Source organism: Listeria sp. MAN/IMW/UF464, assembly GCF_058683955.1.
Genome location: NZ_JBZWZP010000001.1, coordinates 987,659 through 1,006,547, shown reverse-complemented (window position 1 = coordinate 1,006,547; position 18,889 = coordinate 987,659). Strand labels below are relative to the sequence as shown.

18 protein-coding genes are annotated in these 18,889 nt (G+C 34.0%); 13 read left to right on the top strand and 5 right to left on the bottom strand.

The window, feature by feature from the left end; translation table 11 throughout:
* Positions 1 to 37: 37 nt before the first annotated feature.
* The gene (gene bcaP / locus AC4PG0_RS05120; protein ID WP_003765779.1) at positions 38 to 1,429 is read left to right on the top strand and encodes a branched-chain amino acid transporter BcaP; all 1,392 of its coding nucleotides are present in this window, start codon (positions 38 to 40) and stop codon (positions 1,427 to 1,429) included.
* Between the two features lie 89 nt (positions 1,430 to 1,518).
* Positions 1,519 to 2,358, top strand: a complete 840-nt coding sequence (locus AC4PG0_RS05115) for a VOC family protein (RefSeq protein ID WP_045553534.1) — start codon at positions 1,519 to 1,521, stop codon at positions 2,356 to 2,358.
* An 82-nt stretch (positions 2,359 to 2,440) separates the two neighbouring features.
* Here AC4PG0_RS05115 and AC4PG0_RS05110 read toward each other — a convergent pair whose 3' ends face one another.
* Positions 2,441 to 2,725, bottom strand: coding sequence for a hypothetical protein (locus AC4PG0_RS05110; RefSeq protein ID WP_003765781.1), 285 nt, complete (start codon positions 2,723 to 2,725; stop codon positions 2,441 to 2,443).
* 96 nt (positions 2,726 to 2,821) lie between these two features.
* Here AC4PG0_RS05110 and AC4PG0_RS05105 point away from each other — a divergent pair, with 96 nt between their 5' ends.
* Genes AC4PG0_RS05105 through AC4PG0_RS05090 form a run of 4 tightly spaced genes read left to right on the top strand, consistent with a single transcriptional unit; the run spans position 2,822 to position 7,862 of the window.
* Entirely contained in the window at positions 2,822 to 3,772 is a 951-nt protein-coding gene (locus AC4PG0_RS05105; protein ID WP_003760863.1) for a magnesium transporter CorA family protein, read from the top strand.
* 23 nt (positions 3,773 to 3,795) lie between these two features.
* The gene (locus AC4PG0_RS05100; RefSeq protein ID WP_003765783.1) at positions 3,796 to 4,437 is read left to right on the top strand and encodes a GntR family transcriptional regulator; all 642 of its coding nucleotides are present in this window, start codon (positions 3,796 to 3,798) and stop codon (positions 4,435 to 4,437) included.
* Between the two features lie 41 nt (positions 4,438 to 4,478).
* Positions 4,479 to 7,169, top strand: coding sequence for a YhgE/Pip domain-containing protein (locus AC4PG0_RS05095; RefSeq protein WP_010990537.1), 2,691 nt, complete (start codon positions 4,479 to 4,481; stop codon positions 7,167 to 7,169).
* A 45-nt stretch (positions 7,170 to 7,214) separates the two neighbouring features.
* Complete coding sequence (locus AC4PG0_RS05090; RefSeq protein WP_492167380.1) at positions 7,215 to 7,862, top strand: GntR family transcriptional regulator; 648 nt, start codon at positions 7,215 to 7,217, stop codon at positions 7,860 to 7,862.
* Between the two features lie 8 nt (positions 7,863 to 7,870).
* Here the strand turns inward: AC4PG0_RS05090 and AC4PG0_RS05085 are convergent, their stop codons facing one another.
* Positions 7,871 to 8,407 (bottom strand): GNAT family N-acetyltransferase, encoded by a 537-nt coding sequence (locus AC4PG0_RS05085; protein WP_033533302.1) that lies wholly within the window; start codon positions 8,405 to 8,407, stop codon positions 7,871 to 7,873.
* A complete protein-coding gene (locus AC4PG0_RS05080; protein ID WP_492167509.1) occupies positions 8,394 to 9,431 on the bottom strand; it encodes a DUF975 family protein in 1,038 nt (345 codons plus the stop codon). The genes AC4PG0_RS05085 and AC4PG0_RS05080 overlap by 14 nt, the downstream gene beginning before the upstream one ends.
* Positions 9,432 to 9,621: 190 nt before the next feature.
* Here AC4PG0_RS05080 and AC4PG0_RS05075 point away from each other — a divergent pair, with 190 nt between their 5' ends.
* The 3 genes from AC4PG0_RS05075 to AC4PG0_RS05065 all read left to right on the top strand — a co-directional run bounded on the left by AC4PG0_RS05075 (position 9,622) and on the right by AC4PG0_RS05065 (position 13,237).
* Positions 9,622 to 9,831, top strand: coding sequence for an Lmo0654 family protein (locus tag AC4PG0_RS05075; protein ID WP_003760873.1), 210 nt, complete (start codon positions 9,622 to 9,624; stop codon positions 9,829 to 9,831).
* Positions 9,832 to 9,904: 73 nt separating this feature from the next.
* Positions 9,905 to 10,612, top strand: coding sequence for a metallophosphoesterase family protein (locus AC4PG0_RS05070; protein WP_003760874.1), 708 nt, complete (start codon positions 9,905 to 9,907; stop codon positions 10,610 to 10,612).
* A gap of 486 nt (positions 10,613 to 11,098) precedes the next feature.
* Positions 11,099 to 13,237, top strand: a complete 2,139-nt coding sequence (locus tag AC4PG0_RS05065) for an AAA family ATPase (RefSeq protein ID WP_207578404.1) — start codon at positions 11,099 to 11,101, stop codon at positions 13,235 to 13,237.
* 129 nt (positions 13,238 to 13,366) lie between these two features.
* Here the strand turns inward: AC4PG0_RS05065 and AC4PG0_RS05060 are convergent, their stop codons facing one another.
* Positions 13,367 to 13,930, bottom strand: coding sequence for a DUF420 domain-containing protein (locus tag AC4PG0_RS05060; RefSeq protein WP_003760875.1), 564 nt, complete (start codon positions 13,928 to 13,930; stop codon positions 13,367 to 13,369).
* A gap of 120 nt (positions 13,931 to 14,050) precedes the next feature.
* Between AC4PG0_RS05060 and AC4PG0_RS05055 the strand changes: the two genes are divergently transcribed.
* From AC4PG0_RS05055 to AC4PG0_RS05045, 3 genes are all read left to right on the top strand, one after another.
* Positions 14,051 to 14,467: a hypothetical protein gene (locus AC4PG0_RS05055; RefSeq protein ID WP_003760876.1), complete on the top strand. Its 417-nt coding sequence runs from the start codon at positions 14,051 to 14,053 to the stop codon at positions 14,465 to 14,467.
* 235 nt (positions 14,468 to 14,702) lie between these two features.
* On the top strand, positions 14,703 to 16,544 hold the full coding sequence (locus tag AC4PG0_RS05050) for a leucine-rich repeat domain-containing protein (RefSeq protein WP_228469819.1): 1,842 nt from the start codon (positions 14,703 to 14,705) through the stop codon (positions 16,542 to 16,544).
* A gap of 145 nt (positions 16,545 to 16,689) precedes the next feature.
* Positions 16,690 to 17,319 carry an endonuclease III domain-containing protein gene (locus AC4PG0_RS05045; RefSeq protein ID WP_045554510.1) on the top strand — a complete coding sequence of 210 codons (630 nt, stop codon included), beginning with the start codon at positions 16,690 to 16,692 and terminating at the stop codon, positions 17,317 to 17,319.
* Here the strand turns inward: AC4PG0_RS05045 and AC4PG0_RS05040 are convergent.
* Positions 17,316 to 18,212 (bottom strand): Rgg/GadR/MutR family transcriptional regulator, encoded by an 897-nt coding sequence (locus tag AC4PG0_RS05040; protein ID WP_010990543.1) that lies wholly within the window; start codon positions 18,210 to 18,212, stop codon positions 17,316 to 17,318. The two genes, AC4PG0_RS05045 and AC4PG0_RS05040, sit on opposite strands and share 4 nt — an antisense overlap.
* Positions 18,213 to 18,446: 234 nt before the next feature.
* On the opposite strand from AC4PG0_RS05040, the gene AC4PG0_RS05035 reads away from it, so the two are divergent.
* Entirely contained in the window at positions 18,447 to 18,728 is a 282-nt protein-coding gene (locus AC4PG0_RS05035) for a transposase (protein ID WP_003770845.1), read from the top strand.
* Positions 18,729 to 18,889 lie beyond the last annotated feature (161 nt).

Sequence of the window (18,889 nt, the reverse complement as noted above, 5' to 3'; positions counted from 1 at the left end):
TACTATTTTAGAAGATCGTAAAAAGGTAGGCGACAAAATGAATTCATTATTTAGAAGAAAACCGATAGAAGATTTAATGCATAATAAAAGCGGAAGTACACATTTAAAACAAACGCTTGGACCGCTTGATTTAACCTTACTAGGAGTTGGAGCGATTGTTGGAACTGGGATTTTTATTTTACCTGGGACTGTAGCTGCGAAAAATGCTGGACCGGCGATTATATTTTCTTTCGTCATTGCCGCGATTGTTTGTGCGATTGCTGCGATGTGTTATTCAGAGTTTGCATCTAGTGTTCCGGTAGCAGGGAGCGCCTATACATACGGCTATGTCGTCTTTGGCGAGTTAATCGGTTGGTTGCTAGGCTGGGCACTTATTTTAGAATACGGGCTTGCTGTGGCATCTGTCGCAAGTGGCTGGTCTTCTTATTTAAATGCGTTGCTTTCAGGTTTTCATATTTCCATTCCTGAAGCAGTATCTGGGCCTTTTAATCCAGAAGTAGGTACATTTATTAATTTACCTGCAATTATTATCGTTCTCGTGATTGCTTTCTTATTAACACTTGGAATAAAAGAGTCAACGCGTGTGAATACGATTATGGTAGCTATCAAAGTAGGCGTTATTTTACTTTTCTTAGTAGTTGGCGTGTTTTATGTGAAACCTGATAATTGGCAACCATTTATGCCGTTTGGGATTAGTGGCGTAATGAACGGTGCTGCGCTTGTATTCTTTGCTTATTTAGGCTTTGATGCAGTTTCCTCGGCCGCAGAAGAAGTGAAAAACCCGCAACGAACTATGCCGATTGGAATAATAGGGTCGTTACTTATTTGTACTATTTTATATGTAGCGGTTTCTGCTGTCTTAACAGGAATGGTACCATACACGGATTTAAATGTTACTGATCCAGTGGCTTATGCTTTGCAAGTGATTAATCAAGATTGGGTGGCTGGTATCGTATCACTCGGAGCTGTAGTTGGTATGATTACTGTTATTTTAGTAATGAGCTACGGGGCTACAAGATTGATTTTTGCCATGGGGCGTGATGGTTTATTACCAAAAGTACTGGCAGAAATTAATCAAAAATATCAAACACCAGTCAAAAACACCTGGATTTTTGCATTTATTGTGGCGATTATTAGTGGACTTGTACCCCTTGATAGATTGGCTGAATTAGTCAATATTGGAACACTCCTAGCATTTATGATGGTGTCCATTGGGATTATCTTCTTACGTAAAAATAAATCTATTCAACAATCAGGCTTCAAAGTGCCATTTTATCCTGTGTTGCCGATAATTTCGTTTTTATTATGCGCATTTCTCATAAGTCGCTTATCTGTTCACACCTGGATTCTTTGCGGGATTTGGTTTGTAATCGGATTAATTGTGTACTTTGCATATGGTAGGAAACATAGTGAGTTACTTAAAAAATAATTAACTTACTTTTTGTAAGTCGTTTTATTGGTATTTGGACGCTCCTTGTGTTGTAATGAATGTATTACAATAAAAGGAGCGTTTTTTACATGGTGGAAATTAGTGAAAAATTACGATTAGGCGAAGTTGTCTTAAATGTAGGTCATTTAAAAGAGATGGCAGGTTTTTATCAAGAAGTAATTGGTTTAACTTTATTAGAAGAAAATGATCGGATTGTAAGGCTTGGAGTGCCAGATTCGAGTGAGGCGTTGCTTGTTCTTAAAAAAATAGACCATGCAGTTGTTCCAGAAGTGCCGCGGATTGGATTGTTTCATACAGCATTTTTATTACCAAGTCGAGAAAGTTTAGCAGATGTACTCGTGCATTTAGCTCAGTCGGGTTATCCGATTGACGGAGCGGGGGACCATGCTTATAGTGAGGCGCTTTACTTACATGATATTGAAGGGAACGGCATTGAAATCTACGCAGATCGGCCGAAAAATAGTTGGATGCGTGATAGCGCTGGAAACTTACCAATGGTGACAGAGCAAGTCGATGTGGATGATTTATTAAAAATCGCAACTGGAGAACCTTTCACTGGAATGCCAAGTGGGACAATTATCGGGCATGTACATTTACAGGTAGCTGATGCAGACAAGGCAGAGCAATTTTATAAAGAAGCGCTTGGTATGAATTTAACGACAGCAATACCATCAGCAAGATTTTTTGCAGCAGGCGATTATCACCATCATATTGGATCAAATATGTGGGCTGGACGCAATTTGGAAAATCGTCGTGAGAATGAAGTCGGGTTAGCTTGGTTTACAATTATCACACCAGACAAAGAAGCGATAACAACGAATCTAGAGCAGCAAGGTTATGAAGTAAAACGATTTGACGAAACGATTTCAGTTACCGATTCAAATGGAATTATGATACACTTTAAATAAAAAAAGAACTGTTTAAGCGAAAAATGAGCTTAAACAGTTTTTTGATGCGATAATAAGGGAAAGGTAGATTAGATTAATTATTTTAATGTTTACGTTGCATTGTTTTCTTGAAAAGCCAGTTGCTTGATTGGAAAAGCGTTAAAGCAATTAAAACAACGCCAATTCCAAGATTTAAATACGAAAGGGCTACAGCTGCGTTATCTGGAAATGAATTTTGCACAGTGATGAAAATAATAAAGAAACCGCTGTTTGCACAAAACGCAATCCAAAACCAAGATAAACCACTAAGTTTACCAACTACAAAAGAAAGTCCTGAGATTATTGCTGCTAAAACAATTCCTGTAAGTATCATTGACATAAATTCCATTTTCATCGCTCCTTTGTCATAAATGAATTATTATTAATAATAATGTAACATAAATGAAATATTTTGTAAAGAAGTTAGAAGAAAGGAGATACACAGATGATTGAATTTTTTAAAACAACAAATGAAAAAATGGAGCAATTATCCGAGTTAGAAGATGGTTGCTGGGTGAAAGTAACCGCTCCGACAGAAGATGAAATTGAGCAATTAAGTAAAGAAATGGATGTGCCAAAACCTTATATCTTAGATGCACTCGATTCAGAGGAGCGCTCGAGAATAGAATTAAAACGAGCAGAACAAGATGTAAGACACTCCTTAGTGATTGTCGACTATCCGTATGAATCGGAGGATGAACTTGGTTACACAATGTACGAAACACTGCCAATTGGTATCGTATTAACAAGAAAGTATCTAGTCACTATCTCTTTACGCGACTTACTAATATTAGAAGATGTTCGTACGATGAAACTAGAAACATACGATACGACGAATCATAAACAATTTTTGTTAAAATTATTGTATGCTGTATCTTATTATTACCTCAAATACTTAAATCAAATCATCAAACAAACAAATAATTTAGAAATACAGATTAAACAGTCGATGAAAAATGAACAACTGTATGCGTTTATGGCGGTTCAGAAAAGTTTAGTATTTTTTGCAACTGCACTTCAATCGAACAAAGCAATACTCGATAAAATGGAAGATGTGGAACATTTTATGCAACAGGAAGATAACCATGACTTGCTTAGAGATGTTATTATTGAAAATAAACAAGCAATAGCAATGACAGATACATACACGCAAATTATTAGTGGCATGTCAGATGTGTTTTCTTCTGTCATTTCGAATAATTTGAATATCGTGATGAAGTTTTTAACATCTTTTACCATTATTTTATCTTTACCAACTATTGTGGCGAGTGTTTACGGGATGAATATTAAGTTGCCATTTATGCACAATGAGCACGCGTTTGCATTAATTCTTTTATTTACGCTATTAATTACAACGGGGGTAACAGTGATTTTTTGGCGTAGAAAATACTTTTAATATATAGAAAACGAGGGATGAGCATGGAAAAACAAACATACGAAAAATTAGCATACTATACAATCAAAGAAAAAATTCTCAGCGGAAAGCTTCATGTTGGTCAACATATTTCAGAAGCGGGTATTGCAAAAGAATTATCTATTAGTCGAACTCCTGTCAGAAAAGCAATTGCGGTTTTAGTATCCGAAGAATTAATCGAATACGAACTGAACCGGGGGGCAATTGTTATCGAAAGTAGCATGAGCGCTGGACGTTTTATCGAACTCCTTGAAATGGCAGAAATTCTCGTCGTGCAAACAATTGAAAAATGTAAAAGTAAAAATTTAACTTATAAACCAGAACAAGGCAATGAATTACTAAAAGAGATGAGAATCATTCAAAAAGAAGAAAATGTCGATGCTTATCTATCTTTGCTGAGTAAATGGCTGTTACAATTTGTCGCGCAACTAGCTAACAGTTATGCAGAAGATATTGTAAGGAAAATGAAGCGTGATTTCTTTAATAAAGCACAAAAAGATATTAAAATAATACCAGTGCTTTTGGAAGAAGAAACGATGGATACATTAGAACAACTAACTTTTTATATGGTAGAAAAGAAATATGACTTAGCAAAAGAGGTAATGCAAAAATTAGTGAATTTGTATATTATCCGTACATTTAGATAGTATTTCTAAAATGATTTGCTTAAATACAGGAGGTGCTTTTGATGCGGAAAGTATACGAAATATTTGTTTTAGACTGGCGCCGTCTCTTTAAAGCGCCTTTAGCTTTATTATTAGTTATTGCATTAATTATTTTGCCATCATTATATGCATGGTTTAATATTGAAGCACTTTGGGATCCTTATTCCAATACATCAGGAATCAAAGTAGCTGTTTCAATTGATGATGAAGGCGCAGAAGTAGACGTACCGGGAAAAAAGCCTCAACAAGTGAACGTTGGGGATCAGCTTAAGAAAACCCTTGAGAAAAATAAAAAACTTGGTTGGACTTTTGTTAGTGAAGAAGAAGCGAAAAAAGGCGTAAAAAGCGGAAAATATTATGCTTCGATTCATATTCCGAAAAATTTCTCAGAGGATATGGTTTCGGTTGTAAGTGATAACGTCAAAAAACCAACAATTGATTACTCGGTTAATGAAAAAATCAATGCTATCGCGCCAAAAATGACAGAAAGCGGAGCAACAACTATTGTAAATCAAATTAGTTCCGAGTTTGTGGGCACGGTGAGTAAGGCTGTTTTAGAAGAGTTTAATAAAGCAGGAATTGATCTTGAAAACGAGTTACCGACAATTAGACGTTTAAAAACCAAAGTATTCCAAGTACAAGATGCTTTACCAGAACTTAAAAAAATGGGTGCTGAGGCCGTCAAAATTGAAGCCAAATTACCTGAACTAAAAACGAAAGCAAATCAGGTTGTCGAACTAAATGAAAAAATCCCAGAACTGAATAAAGCGACAGAAAACGTTTTATTAGTAGAAGAACAGCTACCGAAAATCGATCAACTTGGTCAAGATATTCTTGTGCTCCAAAAGAAAATCCCAGAAATCAAACAAATCGCGCAGTCAGTAAAAGAAGTAGATGAAAACTTCGGAACGATCAAAAAAACAGTCAATGACGCGGTAAACGAATCTGGTAAGGCACTTGATGTCATTGATACAGCGACGGCGGCGATTCCAACAGTTGAAAAAATCGCCCAAAATGGTAGTGGATATGTCGATAAAGTATCCGATTTTGCAGACGAAATTAATAAGTCATTTGATACGTTAGCACCTGCTATTAAACAAAACTTAACGCTAATGAAGCAAATGGCAGATAATATTTACCAAGTAACTGAAGCAATCAAAAATGGTTCTATCAACTCTGAACAGGCGATTTCCGAACTGAAGAAAATGGAAAACGATATTGATTCCTTACAACAAATGATTACAAAACAAACTGCAACTTTGGAAAGCTTAAATGAAACTTTACCGAATAAGCCGTTTACCGATTTAATTGCAAACTTAAAAACGATTAATAGCCAACTAGGCGCACAAAAGCAAACAATCACAAAAGTACGCACAGCACTAGAAAATGGTGAACAACCAGCTGAGGAACTTTTAAATCAATTGAATGAACAAGCCAAAAATGTTAGCGCAAAATTAGACCAAATTTTAGCAAACTATGATTCGGAAATTGTTCCAGCAATCAAAACCGGCTTAAATCAAATTCAAGGAGACTTAAAAGACAGCCAAAAATTACTACAAAACTTGCAAGCAAAAATCCCAGAAATCACTCAAGTATTGAAAGATTCCAGAGAAACACTGCAAACTGGGCAAACGTATTTAAAAGAATTTCAAGAGCGACTGCCAGAAATCCAGAAAACTTTGGATGAAGCAACTAAGGTTATCAATACGAAACTAGATACAATTATCGCAGGTATTAACGAAGCAGCTGATTTTTATCAAAATGATTATCCAAACGTAAAAGCTAATATCAAAAAAGCAGCCAACTTCATTCGCGATGATTTACCAGGACTCGAAAAAGAAATAAATCAAGCATCCAATCTGATTCAAGAAAAAATGCCAGAGTTCGAAAAAGCCGTTAAAATCGCAGCAAATCTTTCCAGAGAAGAACTGCCAGAATTTGAAAAAGCAATTAATAATGCTGCCAATAAAATTACCGATTTCGATAAAAATTACGATTTGCAAAGTATTATTAAAATGCTAAGAAATGATGCCGATAAAGATAGTTCCTTTATTGCGAACCCGGTTAATTTAAAAGAAACAAGTTACTACCCTATTCCAAACTACGGCTCGGCAAGCTCGCCATTTTATACAGCACTTTGTTTATGGGTTGGGGCACTCTTACTTATTTCATTACTACGTGTTGATGTAGAGGTGCCAGCGGGGATTTTCAGCCATTACCATCGTTATTTTGGTCGATTATTAACGTTCTTATCCATCGGGTTAATGCAAGCACTTATTGTTACGCTCGGGAACATCTTCTTGCTCGGTGTTTCCATCGCTGAACCTTTACTCCACGTGCTCTTTAGCATGTTTATCAGCGTGGTCTTTATGACGATTGTCTACACACTCGTTTCTTTATTTAATAACGTCGGAAAAGGGATTGCGATCATCTTGTTAGTACTACAAATTTCAGGAGCGGGCGGGAACTTCCCAATTCAAGTCTCACCACCATTTTTCCAAGCGATTTATCCATTCTTGCCGTTTACTTATGCCGTTAGTTTAATCCGAGAAAGTGTGGGGGGACTTTATATGCCAACTGTGTGGATTGACATGAGTGTTCTTGCTGGATTTGCCATTTTATTCATTGCATTAGGTTTGTTACTCAAAAAACCGCTCGACAAAGTAGTACCAAAACTATCCGAAAAAGCAAAACGAAGCAAGCTTATTCACTAAAAATATTTCTATGATATAATTACTAGCGAATAGGGGGCAGACTTGATGGTAAATAAATATAAAACGTTGGATAAAATGGTCTATAATTTACTTCTTGAAAAGATTAAAAAAGGCGATTTAGTCCGTAATGAGCATCTCGTTGAAGAAAAACTTGCCGCTGAATTCGGAGTTAGCCGGTCCCCACTTCGAAAAGCGATTGCTACTCTTACAGCTCAAGGTATTGTTAGCTATCACGAAAATAGTGGAGCAGTTTTAAACGATGTGCTCATTGGATCAGACCGTTACGTGCAATTAATGGATACCATCGATATTTTAGTTGATGCAGCAATAGCAAAAGTAGGGCACTTCGGTTTAGTAATGGATATAGAAAAATTACACGAACGTTTACAAGAGATGGAACGATTTTCTTATTTAACGGATGTTGAAAGTTATTTTGATGCACATCATCGTTTCATTCTTTGCTTAATTAGTTTTGCTGAAAATCCATATCAAGTGAAGATTGCAAAAGATATTTTCTTTCAAATGGTTCATTTTTCGGATGGTATTAATATTTTTAAATCAGTCGAAATTAGAGAATGGACCAATAAAAAAAGCAGCCAAATATATGAGCTACTCGCACAAGATAAAACCGAAATGGCTAGGAAGACAATTAAATCAATGTTTGCTGAACTTACAATTCAAGCGTATCGTTAAAAGAGCTGTCACAAAAGTGACAGCTCTTTTTGATATAAATTAAACCCATTCTTCTCACCAGAAAACATAAATCCATAACGCAGATACATTTGATTAAGGGCTTCGTTTGTTTTGATGCAGTCTAACCGAACAAACGGAACAGACATGTTAAGTGCCAATTGTTCAGCAAAACTAATCATTTGTTTACTTAAAGAAATGCCACTAAAATCCCTTGATACCATTATTCGGTGTAAGTAATAAGCTGATTGTTCATGCCTATCACCCCATAAATCCGTATCCCAGTCACTCGGCGTTTTCCTGATAATCATTACTCCAGCTAGTTTTCCATCAGCCGCCTCAAAAAGTGCAACCTCGCTAAGCTCAATCCGTTGTTCAATATTATGAACATCAAATCCATGTAAAATATCGCTCCACTGGGTCGAACCCGATTCTTTTAACCAGCGCGCAGTATTTACCATTAATTCATTTATTGTTGAACGATCATTTGGCAAAGCAAAGCGGACTAGAAATTCCAGTCCGCCAGCTGTTATTTTATTTTGGTTCATTATTGTCTTTTGGAGCCTCAGGAGCTTCTGGAGTCTCAGGAGTTTCTGGTACTTCTTTCGTTTCAGGAGCTTCTGGAACTTCTGGTGTTTCGGGTTCTACCGTTGTTTCAGGAGTTACTGGAGCTTCTGGTTCTACTTTTGTTTCAGGTGCTTTCGGAACTTCTGGTGTTTCAGGTTCTACCTTTGTTTCAGGTCCAAATCCCTCTGGATGAGTATCTTCTACAAAAGGATCAGTTTCTCTTGTACCAAATGGATCAATTTCTTCTTCTACAATAACTGTTTCTTCGGTGTAAGTACCTTCGCTTGCTGCATATAAATCATCATAGAATACAGCGATAGAAGTGATTAGATACGGATAAACATAAAGTGAAATACCAAGTGTAAGTAACCAAGAAGCTAGTATTAATACCAGTCCACCAAATGTAGCTCCAGCAGCAAGTGCTGTAATTACTTCAGCAGGATCAGCAGTATAAGAAGTAGTAGCCATACCACCAGCAACGATTACAGTACCTGCAATTGCTACGGCTAAAGGAATTAAATACCAAAGTAAGAATGTAAGGGAAAGACCAAATAGTCTACCTTTATGCCCGTTCATCATATGGCGGCTTTCTGTAATAGCATCAAGTGCTGAAATATTAGGATTATCGCGTAAAATAAAGAATGTTTGTGAATAGGAATATGTTTTAATAATTCCTGGTACGATTAGTAATAAGCTCCATAAGAATGTGAAAATAGAAATGAGCAAGTAAGCTAAAAACGTACGTCCAAATTGTTTAAAACCACTAAACATATAAGCAACATCTGGTTGTTCACGGCGGCTAATTGCTAAGTATACCCAAGCAACCCCCGTATAAAGTGGTCCAGTTAATAGAAATAGGGCAATCCAGCCAACAACAGGAATCCAACCAAGTACCCCTCCGCCAACGGTTTCAATTAACCATGCAAGAACAAATATCCCAATGGCAATACCCCAGTTGCCACGTAGCGACTCTTTAGCTGTTTGTTTTACTTGTGAAATAGTCATCATAATGAAAACTCCTTTTTAATTTATTTTTAAGTATAATAGCAAAAATACCTACTTTTAAAATAGCATACTTTTAGGCACTAATACAGCAATATGGAGCGGGATAAAAAAATGTTTAAAATAGGATTAATTTTCTAGCAATAGGGGAAAAGTAACGTTATATGATATGAATAATTTGGAGGTGGCGCATATGGCCCATGAGAGTTTAAGAGAATTAGAAGATCGATTAATTGAATTGCGACAACAATATCAAGAAGCGTTAAGCGAAACACGGGAGTTTGAAGACCCGCAACTTCAAAATGGACCAATTAATGCTGCTGAAGTAAGATTAAGTGCATTACGTCACGAAATCGCTGAAGTAGAGAAGAAAATTAAAAAAGTAGAAGGCAATACCAAATAAGGAAAAGACGTCCTTTTGCTAATGTCATGTTAGCGAAAGGGCGTTTCTTTTACGTAGGTTTGGAGGTATAACAATGAAGCCAATTTTTGCTGTAGGAGATGTGCACGGGGAAATTACGCTTTTAGATGAGTTGTTAGAAAACTGGAATAAAGAGCAAGAACGGCTTTTGTTTGTAGGTGATTTAATTGATCGCGGTGAAAATCCAGCGGCGGTACTTAGGCGTGTGAAAGAGCTAGCTGACGAAACCGAAGTGATCGTCTTAAAAGGCAATCATGAGCAAATGCTGCTCGATTTTTTAGATAACCCTTCTGAAAAAATGCATTATTATTTGAGTCAAGGTGGGATGGAAACAATCCAATCTCTAATCGCTGACTCATTAGATAAAAAAATGACGCCAGAAGGATTGGCTAAACGTGTACAGGAAGAAGCTTCTGAACTCATTGATTTCATTCGCCATTTGCCACTTTATTATGAAGAAGGTAAATATGTATTTGTCCATGCGGGAGTAGATTTTTCTAAACCAAACTGGCATGATACGGAAGAACGTGATTTTTTCTGGATTCGCGAACCATTTTTATTCGGGAAAAATAAAACCGGGAAAGTCTTTATTTTTGGACATACTCCGGTGCAAAATTTACATAGCGATGGAAGTGCAAGAATATGGGTCTCTGAAGATAGAACCCGGCTTGATATTGATGGTGGCGCCGTTTTTGGCGGCGAACTTCACGGAGTCGTCGTTGAAGAAAATGTAATTACAAAAAGTTTTTCCGTAAAAAAATAAGCATCGAATGATTATGAATTTTATCTATTATTTTAAGTCTTAGTGAGCATCTAATAAGAGCTCACTTTTCTATTTAGTAAAAGTTATAACTATTGATTTTTTAGAAATCACAAATATTTATAACTTGAATAAAATTTGTTTATTACTAATTCGTAATATTGTGATATTATATACATAAAGTGGTAACGTTTACATTTTTGTTTCTTTTTAGTGGTTTTTTTGTATACAAAATAGTTTTTCTGGGTAAAGTACTAACTAAATAAAACAAAGTTGAGTAACAGTGTTAAGTAATAGAAAGGTTTTATAGAAGAATAATAGTATTTACATTTTCAACATTGGTTTGAGTATAGGATTATATTGGTGCGGAGCCTTTATATCAAATTATAAAAAATTCAAGTGATTTATTTGGAACAAGGAACCATGTAAGAGATTCAAAATTGAATAGTAAAGCAAATAAAAAAAGATTTAATGAATGGAGATAAGCAGATGAAGATTGAACTCAGAAATAGGGAAAATACTTTTCAAGAAGGTAATCTAGAATTAAAAAGCAAAAATTTTATATTTGGAAGAAACGGTTCTGGAAAATCAACACTTTGTGATTTAATAAAAATGCAAAAACATTTTTATAAGACTGAAATGGATTCAAACCATAATTTAGTGGAAGTTAAAGAAAACGGAAAGTATGTCTTATCTAACAATCACGAAGAAAAATTTGATGTGCGAATTTTTCAGGGTTTCGAAAGTGTAATTGGTGAAAATAATAGCTTAAATGCGATTGCTTTGAGTGCGGGTAATAAAGATATTGAAGATAACTTAGAAATATTGAACAGAGAATTAGAAAAGTTAAATCAAGAGAAAAAAATTGAGAATGATATATATATTAGCGCTATGGAAAAACATAGTATGCAGGACAGTAAAATAAATAAATGGTATTCGGATGCGGCAAAGTCAATCAAACACAATACTCAATATCAAATTGACCCTAATTATAATAAAACAAAGTTTAAAAACGATTTACATAAGAGTGAGAGAATTGAAAATCTGGAGGAATTAAATTGTATAATTAAGGAAACAACTAAAAATCCAGTAGCTGATTACATTTTTACTACTCCTAATTTAAAAGAGATGCTTGATGAAGTGAATGATATCTTAGTTAAGACAGTTGAAATTTCTCAAAAGTGTAATGAGTTAAATACTCCTGAAAAAGAAGGATTCGCGAGAAGAGGCTTAAACCTTCATGAAGAAAATGACGATTGTTTATTTTGTGGGAATAAGTTAACGAAAGGAAGATTAGATGAATTAAACCATCATTTTAATGAAGAGTACCAAAAATTAGAAGAGGAAGTATTAAGACTTAAATTTAAAAAAGTCACACTAAAAAAAATAGAACAGCAAGATTTTTATACAAAGTTTAATACAGAAGAAATAAACACTATGATTTTAGAAAAAGAAAAAGAAATAAATGAATTTATTGAAAAACTGTTTAATGCAATAAATGAAAAGAAAAAAGATATTACTAAAATTTTTAATGTTTTAGAAATAGGAATACCTCAAATAACAGAGTTACAAATAAAAATCAATGGATTGATACGAGAAAACAATACTTTTGGGGAAAATTTATATGAGAATATTAGTGTTGCTAAAGAGGGGATCAAGTGTCATTTAATTAGTATTGAATGTGAAAAATTCAACTATAAAATTGAAAAAAATGAATTAAACAATTTAGAAAGGCAAATCCCTGATTTAGCAAAAATCAATAAAAAAATTGAAGAGAAAAATAAAGAAATCCAAGAATTGAAAAATCAACAAAAGGATACATCGAAAATTGCACAATTGATAAATAAAAGATTAAAAAAATCAGGGAAAGAAGATTTACAACTAAGAAAAATAGAGGACGGTGGATTTGAAAGATACGAAATTAAAGATGGGGAGAATGAAGTTCGTAGTATAAATAAAATTTCAACTGGTGAGAAAAACATAATTGCATTTTTATACTTTATCTACTCTCTTGAAGATGTTGAAAATCAGAAGAATAAACCTAAAATCATTATTTTCGATGACCCTATGAATTCAAATGATGATACTATGCAATATTTAATAATAACAGAGTTACAAAAGCTTTATTCAGGAACTGATAGAAATAAGTTTAATCATGAAAAAGATTATTTCCTTTGCCTAACTCACAATGTACACTTCTATCTAAATATACAGCCCCATGGAAATCATAAAGACAGTAAAGGTAGAACAAAGTATGATAAAAGTAATTTTTTTAGAATTGAAAATAAAAAATTCAGATTAATAAAAAATGAGAAGGAAGACATTAAAACGAATTATGCAGGACTGTGGATAGAATTAAGCGAGCTATGTGAACGTAATCTTAGGTATGCAATCCTAAACTCAATGCGAAGAATAATTGAAACTTTTGTGAAATTCAACAACTTAAATACAGATGATTTTTATCGAGAGAATGCGATATATAAAAAGCTCTTTGATGTGGGCTCTCATTCTATTGATGACTTGACCCATGAACAATTTACAGAAACACCTGCAGAATTAAAATTAATTTTTTCAAATCTATTTGAAGAAAATGGATTTGAGGATCATTTTAAAAATTATTGGAAATAAAATAGAATTGTTAAGTGGTAAAAGATTTTAACATCAAAAAAGCCATGTTAATTTACATGGCTTTTTCGATGTTTTCTGAGAGAGATTCTTAAAACATAAAAAATAAGAGCTCATTTGATGCTTTTTTGTTTAATAATACGGCGCCATAAATAAGTAAACGAGTACGCCAGTTAAGCTGACATATAGCCAAATTGGCATAGTCCAACGAACGATTTTTTTGTGTTTCTCAATTTGCATTGTCCAGCCCCACACAAGTGCAAATAGCGCTAGTGGAACAACGATTGCTGCTAAGAAACTATGTGTAATTAAAATGAAAAAGTAGATTGGTCGGATAATCCCAGTTCCGCCAAACGTAGAAGTTTCTGCTGAGAGATAATGGAACGTTAAGTAAGTTACTAAGAAGAATAAAGTTGATGTAAATGCTGCTAAAATGAAGCCACGATGCATTTTAATGTTTTTCTTTTTTATAATCGCCCAAAGTGCAATAACTAAAAATACAAAGGTAAAACTATTAAAGATGGCGTTCATTCGCGGGAAGATAGTAATGTCGAAATGTACTGCTCCTTGATACCCAATCGGTGAGAAGAAGAGTAGTAAAATCACTACAACCGCAACAAATGAAATAATCATTATCGGCCAAAAATAGTTTTTGTCTGATGTCGGTTTTGTAAGTTTTTCTTTATTGTGTTCCATGAAAAAAATAGCCCCCTAAATATAAAAAATTGCTGTACTTCTTTCATTATACATGACGAACATATCGGATGCGAAAGATTGAACTTTTGAGTTATAATGGGTTAGGAAAGGGTGTTTCTAATGTCGATTATTGCGCGAGAACTAACAAAAGCGGAAGAAGCAGAAATTATCCGTTTAAAAGAAGAGGGCGAAGTGATGCTCGAAACTGACGGAACTCCAGAAGAGCGAATCGAAAAAATTGCCAAATATTTAAAAGATACCTCACCGGACTTCGATTTGGCGGAGGAACTTGGTTATATTTTAGGGTCTCTGTATGGAGAGGCTGTCCGTGAAAAGTATCAGTGGAGATGGCTGTTTATTTCTGAAAATGATGTAGAAGGATATGCAATTACATCAAAAGAACATGGTTATACATTAATGGCGCATGATTATTTTATGCAAGTAATTGTTCGAAATAAACCGGATAATAGTAAAAAGTTATTTGAATTAATGCCTGATATGACAGGGAATAAGGACGGATTCCGAGTTATTGGATGATGGGAAAAGTACGTTATTAAAATAGAAATAGATTATTAGAGAGAAAACATTCACGTGTTTTCTCTTTTTTTATCGTTTATTTTTTATTTTCTTTCAAAATTAAATAATAGTCACATTTTAGACATAATAACGAGGTGATTGTTCACTGTTTAGACACAATCGTCGGAAAACAAGTGATACTAATGGACTTCTGAGAAAAATCGCCATGTATAATGTAATTTAGATGGTTTATTTTATGATTCTGCAACTAAAAAAACTGACATCTAAAGAAGAAAGGAACGGATATATGATAAACAAACAACATTTTTATAAAGTAATTCAGGCTTTTATTGGGGTTCTTTTAATAGGGAGTGTTTTTATATGGCTTGGGTCAAATAATGATGTAAATGCTGAAGAACAGAGCATTACCGAACCTACACCAATAAACGAAATTTTTCCCGATGCTAAATTAGCAGAAGTAATGAGAAACTATCTTAGCAAGACGAATGTCACTGATACTGTTACGCAAGAAGAACTGAATAACATAACTATTGTAGGTGCAACTTCAACTGGGATTGAGTCGCTTGAGGGAATACAATATCTGCCAAATGTGACGACTTTTAACTTTAACGGAGAAAAAATACAGGATATTAGCTTTTTATCAAATTCTACAAAGTTAGAGAATCTGGACCTGTCAGGGAATCCAATAAAAGATTTTAGTCCGATTGCAAACCTAACAAAATTGCACACTCTTAATTTAATGAATTGTGAGATAAGCGACATTAGTTTTATCACAAATTTAACCGAGTTGAAAAGCCTTTATCTTAGTAACAATCGCATAACTAACATAAGCCCATTAGCTAATTTAACTAAATTAGACTATTTAATTATTGAAAATAACCAAATTACTGATTTAACTCCGCTTAAAAATATGAAAAACCTCAATAATTTAGTTATAAGTGGAAATCAGATAAATGACATCACAACAATTGCTGAATTAACGAGTTTGCAGAATTTATCTATTAGTGACAATCAAATTGTGGATATTAGCCCATTAGCTAATTTAAACAACCTAAATTCTTTAGCTATCCATAAGAATAATATTGTTGATACAAGTCCATTGGCTAATTTGACGCAATTAAAGTTTATAAACATACGAGATAATCAGATAGATGATATTACCGGATTAACTAATCTAACTAATTTAACCAATCTACATTTAGGTGGAAATGAAATATCAGATCTAACGCCACTTGCGAATTTGACTAATTTAAACCTTTTGGATTTAACTAATAACCAAATAAGTGAGGTTATACCTTTAGCTAATTTAACGAATCTATCCAATCTTTGGTTAAATGGAAACAATATAATCGATATTAGTCCATTGAAAGATTTAAAGGGTTTAAAAAATTTAAGTTTGTCTGATCAGCGAATACAGAAAAATCCTGAGTTGTTTAAAACCAATTTTACCTTAACTAACAATATAAAAGATTTAGACGGCGGATTAGTTGAGATAACGGATATTAGTCATAATGGGACCTACGATAACCCGATTGTTACTTGGGAGTTGCCTAGATATGTAAATGAAATTAGTTATAAATATACACAACATGTGCAGATTGGTAATTCTAAGACGGATTACGATGTGACGGTCAGACAACCTTTAAGCTTACCATCGCATACTGTGAACTTTATAGTAGACGATGTTTTAAAAACAAGTTTAGAAGTAAAGGAAGAAGCGTTGATTACACAACCAGCCGCACCGAAAAAAGCAGGATACACATTTACTGGATGGTATGACGCGAAAACAGGCGGAAACAAATGGGATTTTGAAACAGCTGAAATGCCGAGAAATGATATGACTTTATATGCGCAGTTTAGCGAAAATGAAGTTATCCCAGTTGATGAAGACGTGGATCTTATTGTTGAAGAAAGCGGACCAGTGCAAGAAAGTAATGATGACGTACCACCAGTTACTGAACCGACAAAAAATATCGTAACGCTTCCGAAAACAGGAGACAGTAACAACATGTTATTTGTTGGATTAGGTTTATTATTGTTCGGAACAGGGGTTGTTATTAGTAAAAAACTCCGCTAAAACAAGGAACAATTATTTAAAGAGAAAGCTTTATTGCTTTCTCTTTTTTTGTTCACTTTGAATGGTTAGCGATAATAGATATTAGCAAAATATTATGCTACAGTGAAAGAATTAATAGGCTAGTTTTAGTGAGAGGTGATAACGGTTGAATATAAATAAGCAAAAAGTGCAGGTTTTAAATAATTTAGTTGAGCTTTATGGTTATCAAGATTGGTGGGAAGATGACAATCGTCTTGCTGACTGGCTTTCGATGATATTAATTCAGCGTACGACAGAGAAAAATGCCAACCAAGCTTTAGCCAATCTCGCACCTTATTTAGATTTAGATAGTCTAACCAAGATGGATACGGGGCAACTTGAAGAGTTAATCTATCCAGCAGGTTTTTATAAGCAAAAAAGTCTTTATATTAAAGCACTTATCGAGTGGTTTGTTGGTCACGGTGCTAGTTTGGATAAATTTAAGTCTTATTCAACAGAAGATTTGCGCAAAGAACTACTAGGTATTAAAGGCGTCGGGGAAGAAACGGCCGATGCAATGTTGCTATATATTTTTGAACGTAATGTTTTTATTGCTGATTTATATGCCAGACGACTATTTACTAGATTGGGCTTTGGTGAATATAAAACGTACGAGCAAATGCGTGAAGAATTTATGCCGATAACCGAAAATATTCCACATAAACTATGTAAAGAATGGCACTCAGTCATTGATGTTCACGGGAAGCATTTTGGGAAAGACAAAAGTATGAATGAATCGTGGTTGCTAGAAAGCTAGCTCTTAACAATATCTATACCTTTTAACCTGATAAACTGATCTAATAAAATTTCATATAAATAAGCAATTTCTTCAAAACGAAGGTCATTCATAATTTGAATGGCTTTTTTTGCTTGATTGTAACCTTCTTGGATATGATTGTTTTGCATTTTGATTAAGCCTTTTAAAAAATGGGAGATATTGCGGTAAAAGGCGCTTTCGTTATAAATGCATAAAGAGTCTAGCAGGATAATGAGTTTATTAGCAGAGGATAGTTGACCGCGCGAAATAAACATTTCAATCGTATTAATTAAAAGTGTACATAAAACACGTCTGGCCCGGTCGTAGTTTTTATAAGGATGAATCGCCTTAATGACCTGATTTAAAAATTGAATTTGTAAATCTTCTTCAAAAAAATAGATGGAGTTAGCGCAAATCTTGAGTTCTTCAAGTGTCCACGTATCAATCGAAAACAAATACTTTTGAATAGTGCATTTATCTTTAGATGTAATAACATCTACTGTAAATTCATGATATTTAAAAAGATGTTTGACTAATTTAATTTGCGAACGAACAAATGCTTTCCATACCTCAACTAATTCGCCATTATGTTTAGAAAGCTCGCTATATAATAGTTCCAAACTCGCAAGGTCGTATATATTTCCTCGCTCTTGATTCATGCATAAATAATTATTCTCAGCTGATACCGACAATTCTCTGTGGATATAAAAGAACTCATCCAAGTCCATATTCATCCGTTTTAAAATTTTTTCAAATAACGTTAGTGTGATGTCGTGTTTTCCTTTTTCAAATTCGATAGCGAAGGATTTGGAAATGATATTATCGTATAAATCTTTTTGATGTATTCCTTTAGAAGTGCGAATATCTCTCACTGTTTTTCCATACCCGACCATTCAAGTTACTCCTTCTGTTTAAAAATTTAGATGAGGGCTGCATCTAAGAGGTGTGCCAAGGAGTTTAACAGCCATTTTACTTTTAAATCGTAGCATAGAAAATTTGGCGGAAGAAGTCCTATTTTTAGGACTTTATGAAAAAATGTTAGTAAAACTTGATATATTAGAAATGAAAAAAACAGATCTATTTGCATCTTTTTTTATGATATTTAACAAGAGAAAGAAGGAAGTTTTATGGCTAAAGCAAAATATGACGAGAATTTTAAAAAAAGTTTGGTTGCTTTATATCGCAGAGGGAAAACGAAGCATAGTATCTGTCAGGAATTTAGTGTCCCTAATTCAACTTTTGGAAAATGGGTAAAAAAATTTAATAATGATGATAATATTGAATCGAACGAAATCTTAAATATCTTGCAAGCGCAGGAACTTAAAAAACAACGAGTACTACTTGAGGAAGAGTTATCTATTTTGACAGAAGCGATTGCGGTTTTTGAAAATCCTTCTAGTAACGATTGAATTTTGTGTTGAGATGAAATGGTTATACCGAAATCAAGAAAAGCAGTTATTCTCTTAATTTTAAATAGAGGATAGCTGTTTTTTTATTTTTAAATAGAAAATGTTGTCTTTGGGATACTTTTTGTTGATTTTTAGTCACATTTCAGATGGAATTGCTTATA

Coding starts and splice junctions, on each gene's coding strand:
- AC4PG0_RS05115 (WP_045553534.1), top strand. CDS start 1,519: ATGGTGGAAATTAGTGAAAAATTACGATTAGGCGAAGTTGTCTTAAAT.
- AC4PG0_RS05105 (WP_003760863.1), top strand. CDS start 2,822: ATGATTGAATTTTTTAAAACAACAAATGAAAAAATGGAGCAATTATCC.
- AC4PG0_RS05050 (WP_228469819.1), top strand. CDS start 14,703: ATGATTCTGCAACTAAAAAAACTGACATCTAAAGAAGAAAGGAACGGA.
- AC4PG0_RS05110 (WP_003765781.1), bottom strand. CDS start 2,725: ATGGAATTTATGTCAATGATACTTACAGGAATTGTTTTAGCAGCAATA.
- bcaP (WP_003765779.1), top strand. CDS start 38: ATGAATTCATTATTTAGAAGAAAACCGATAGAAGATTTAATGCATAAT.
- AC4PG0_RS05090 (WP_492167380.1), top strand. CDS start 7,215: ATGGTAAATAAATATAAAACGTTGGATAAAATGGTCTATAATTTACTT.
- AC4PG0_RS05040 (WP_010990543.1), bottom strand. CDS start 18,212: ATGGTCGGGTATGGAAAAACAGTGAGAGATATTCGCACTTCTAAAGGA.
- AC4PG0_RS05060 (WP_003760875.1), bottom strand. CDS start 13,930: ATGGAACACAATAAAGAAAAACTTACAAAACCGACATCAGACAAAAAC.
- AC4PG0_RS05055 (WP_003760876.1), top strand. CDS start 14,051: ATGTCGATTATTGCGCGAGAACTAACAAAAGCGGAAGAAGCAGAAATT.
- AC4PG0_RS05035 (WP_003770845.1), top strand. CDS start 18,447: ATGGCTAAAGCAAAATATGACGAGAATTTTAAAAAAAGTTTGGTTGCT.
- AC4PG0_RS05070 (WP_003760874.1), top strand. CDS start 9,905: ATGAAGCCAATTTTTGCTGTAGGAGATGTGCACGGGGAAATTACGCTT.
- AC4PG0_RS05065 (WP_207578404.1), top strand. CDS start 11,099: ATGAAGATTGAACTCAGAAATAGGGAAAATACTTTTCAAGAAGGTAAT.
- AC4PG0_RS05100 (WP_003765783.1), top strand. CDS start 3,796: ATGGAAAAACAAACATACGAAAAATTAGCATACTATACAATCAAAGAA.
- AC4PG0_RS05080 (WP_492167509.1), bottom strand. CDS start 9,431: ATGACTATTTCACAAGTAAAACAAACAGCTAAAGAGTCGCTACGTGGC.
- AC4PG0_RS05095 (WP_010990537.1), top strand. CDS start 4,479: ATGCGGAAAGTATACGAAATATTTGTTTTAGACTGGCGCCGTCTCTTT.
- AC4PG0_RS05075 (WP_003760873.1), top strand. CDS start 9,622: ATGGCCCATGAGAGTTTAAGAGAATTAGAAGATCGATTAATTGAATTG.
- AC4PG0_RS05085 (WP_033533302.1), bottom strand. CDS start 8,407: ATGAACCAAAATAAAATAACAGCTGGCGGACTGGAATTTCTAGTCCGC.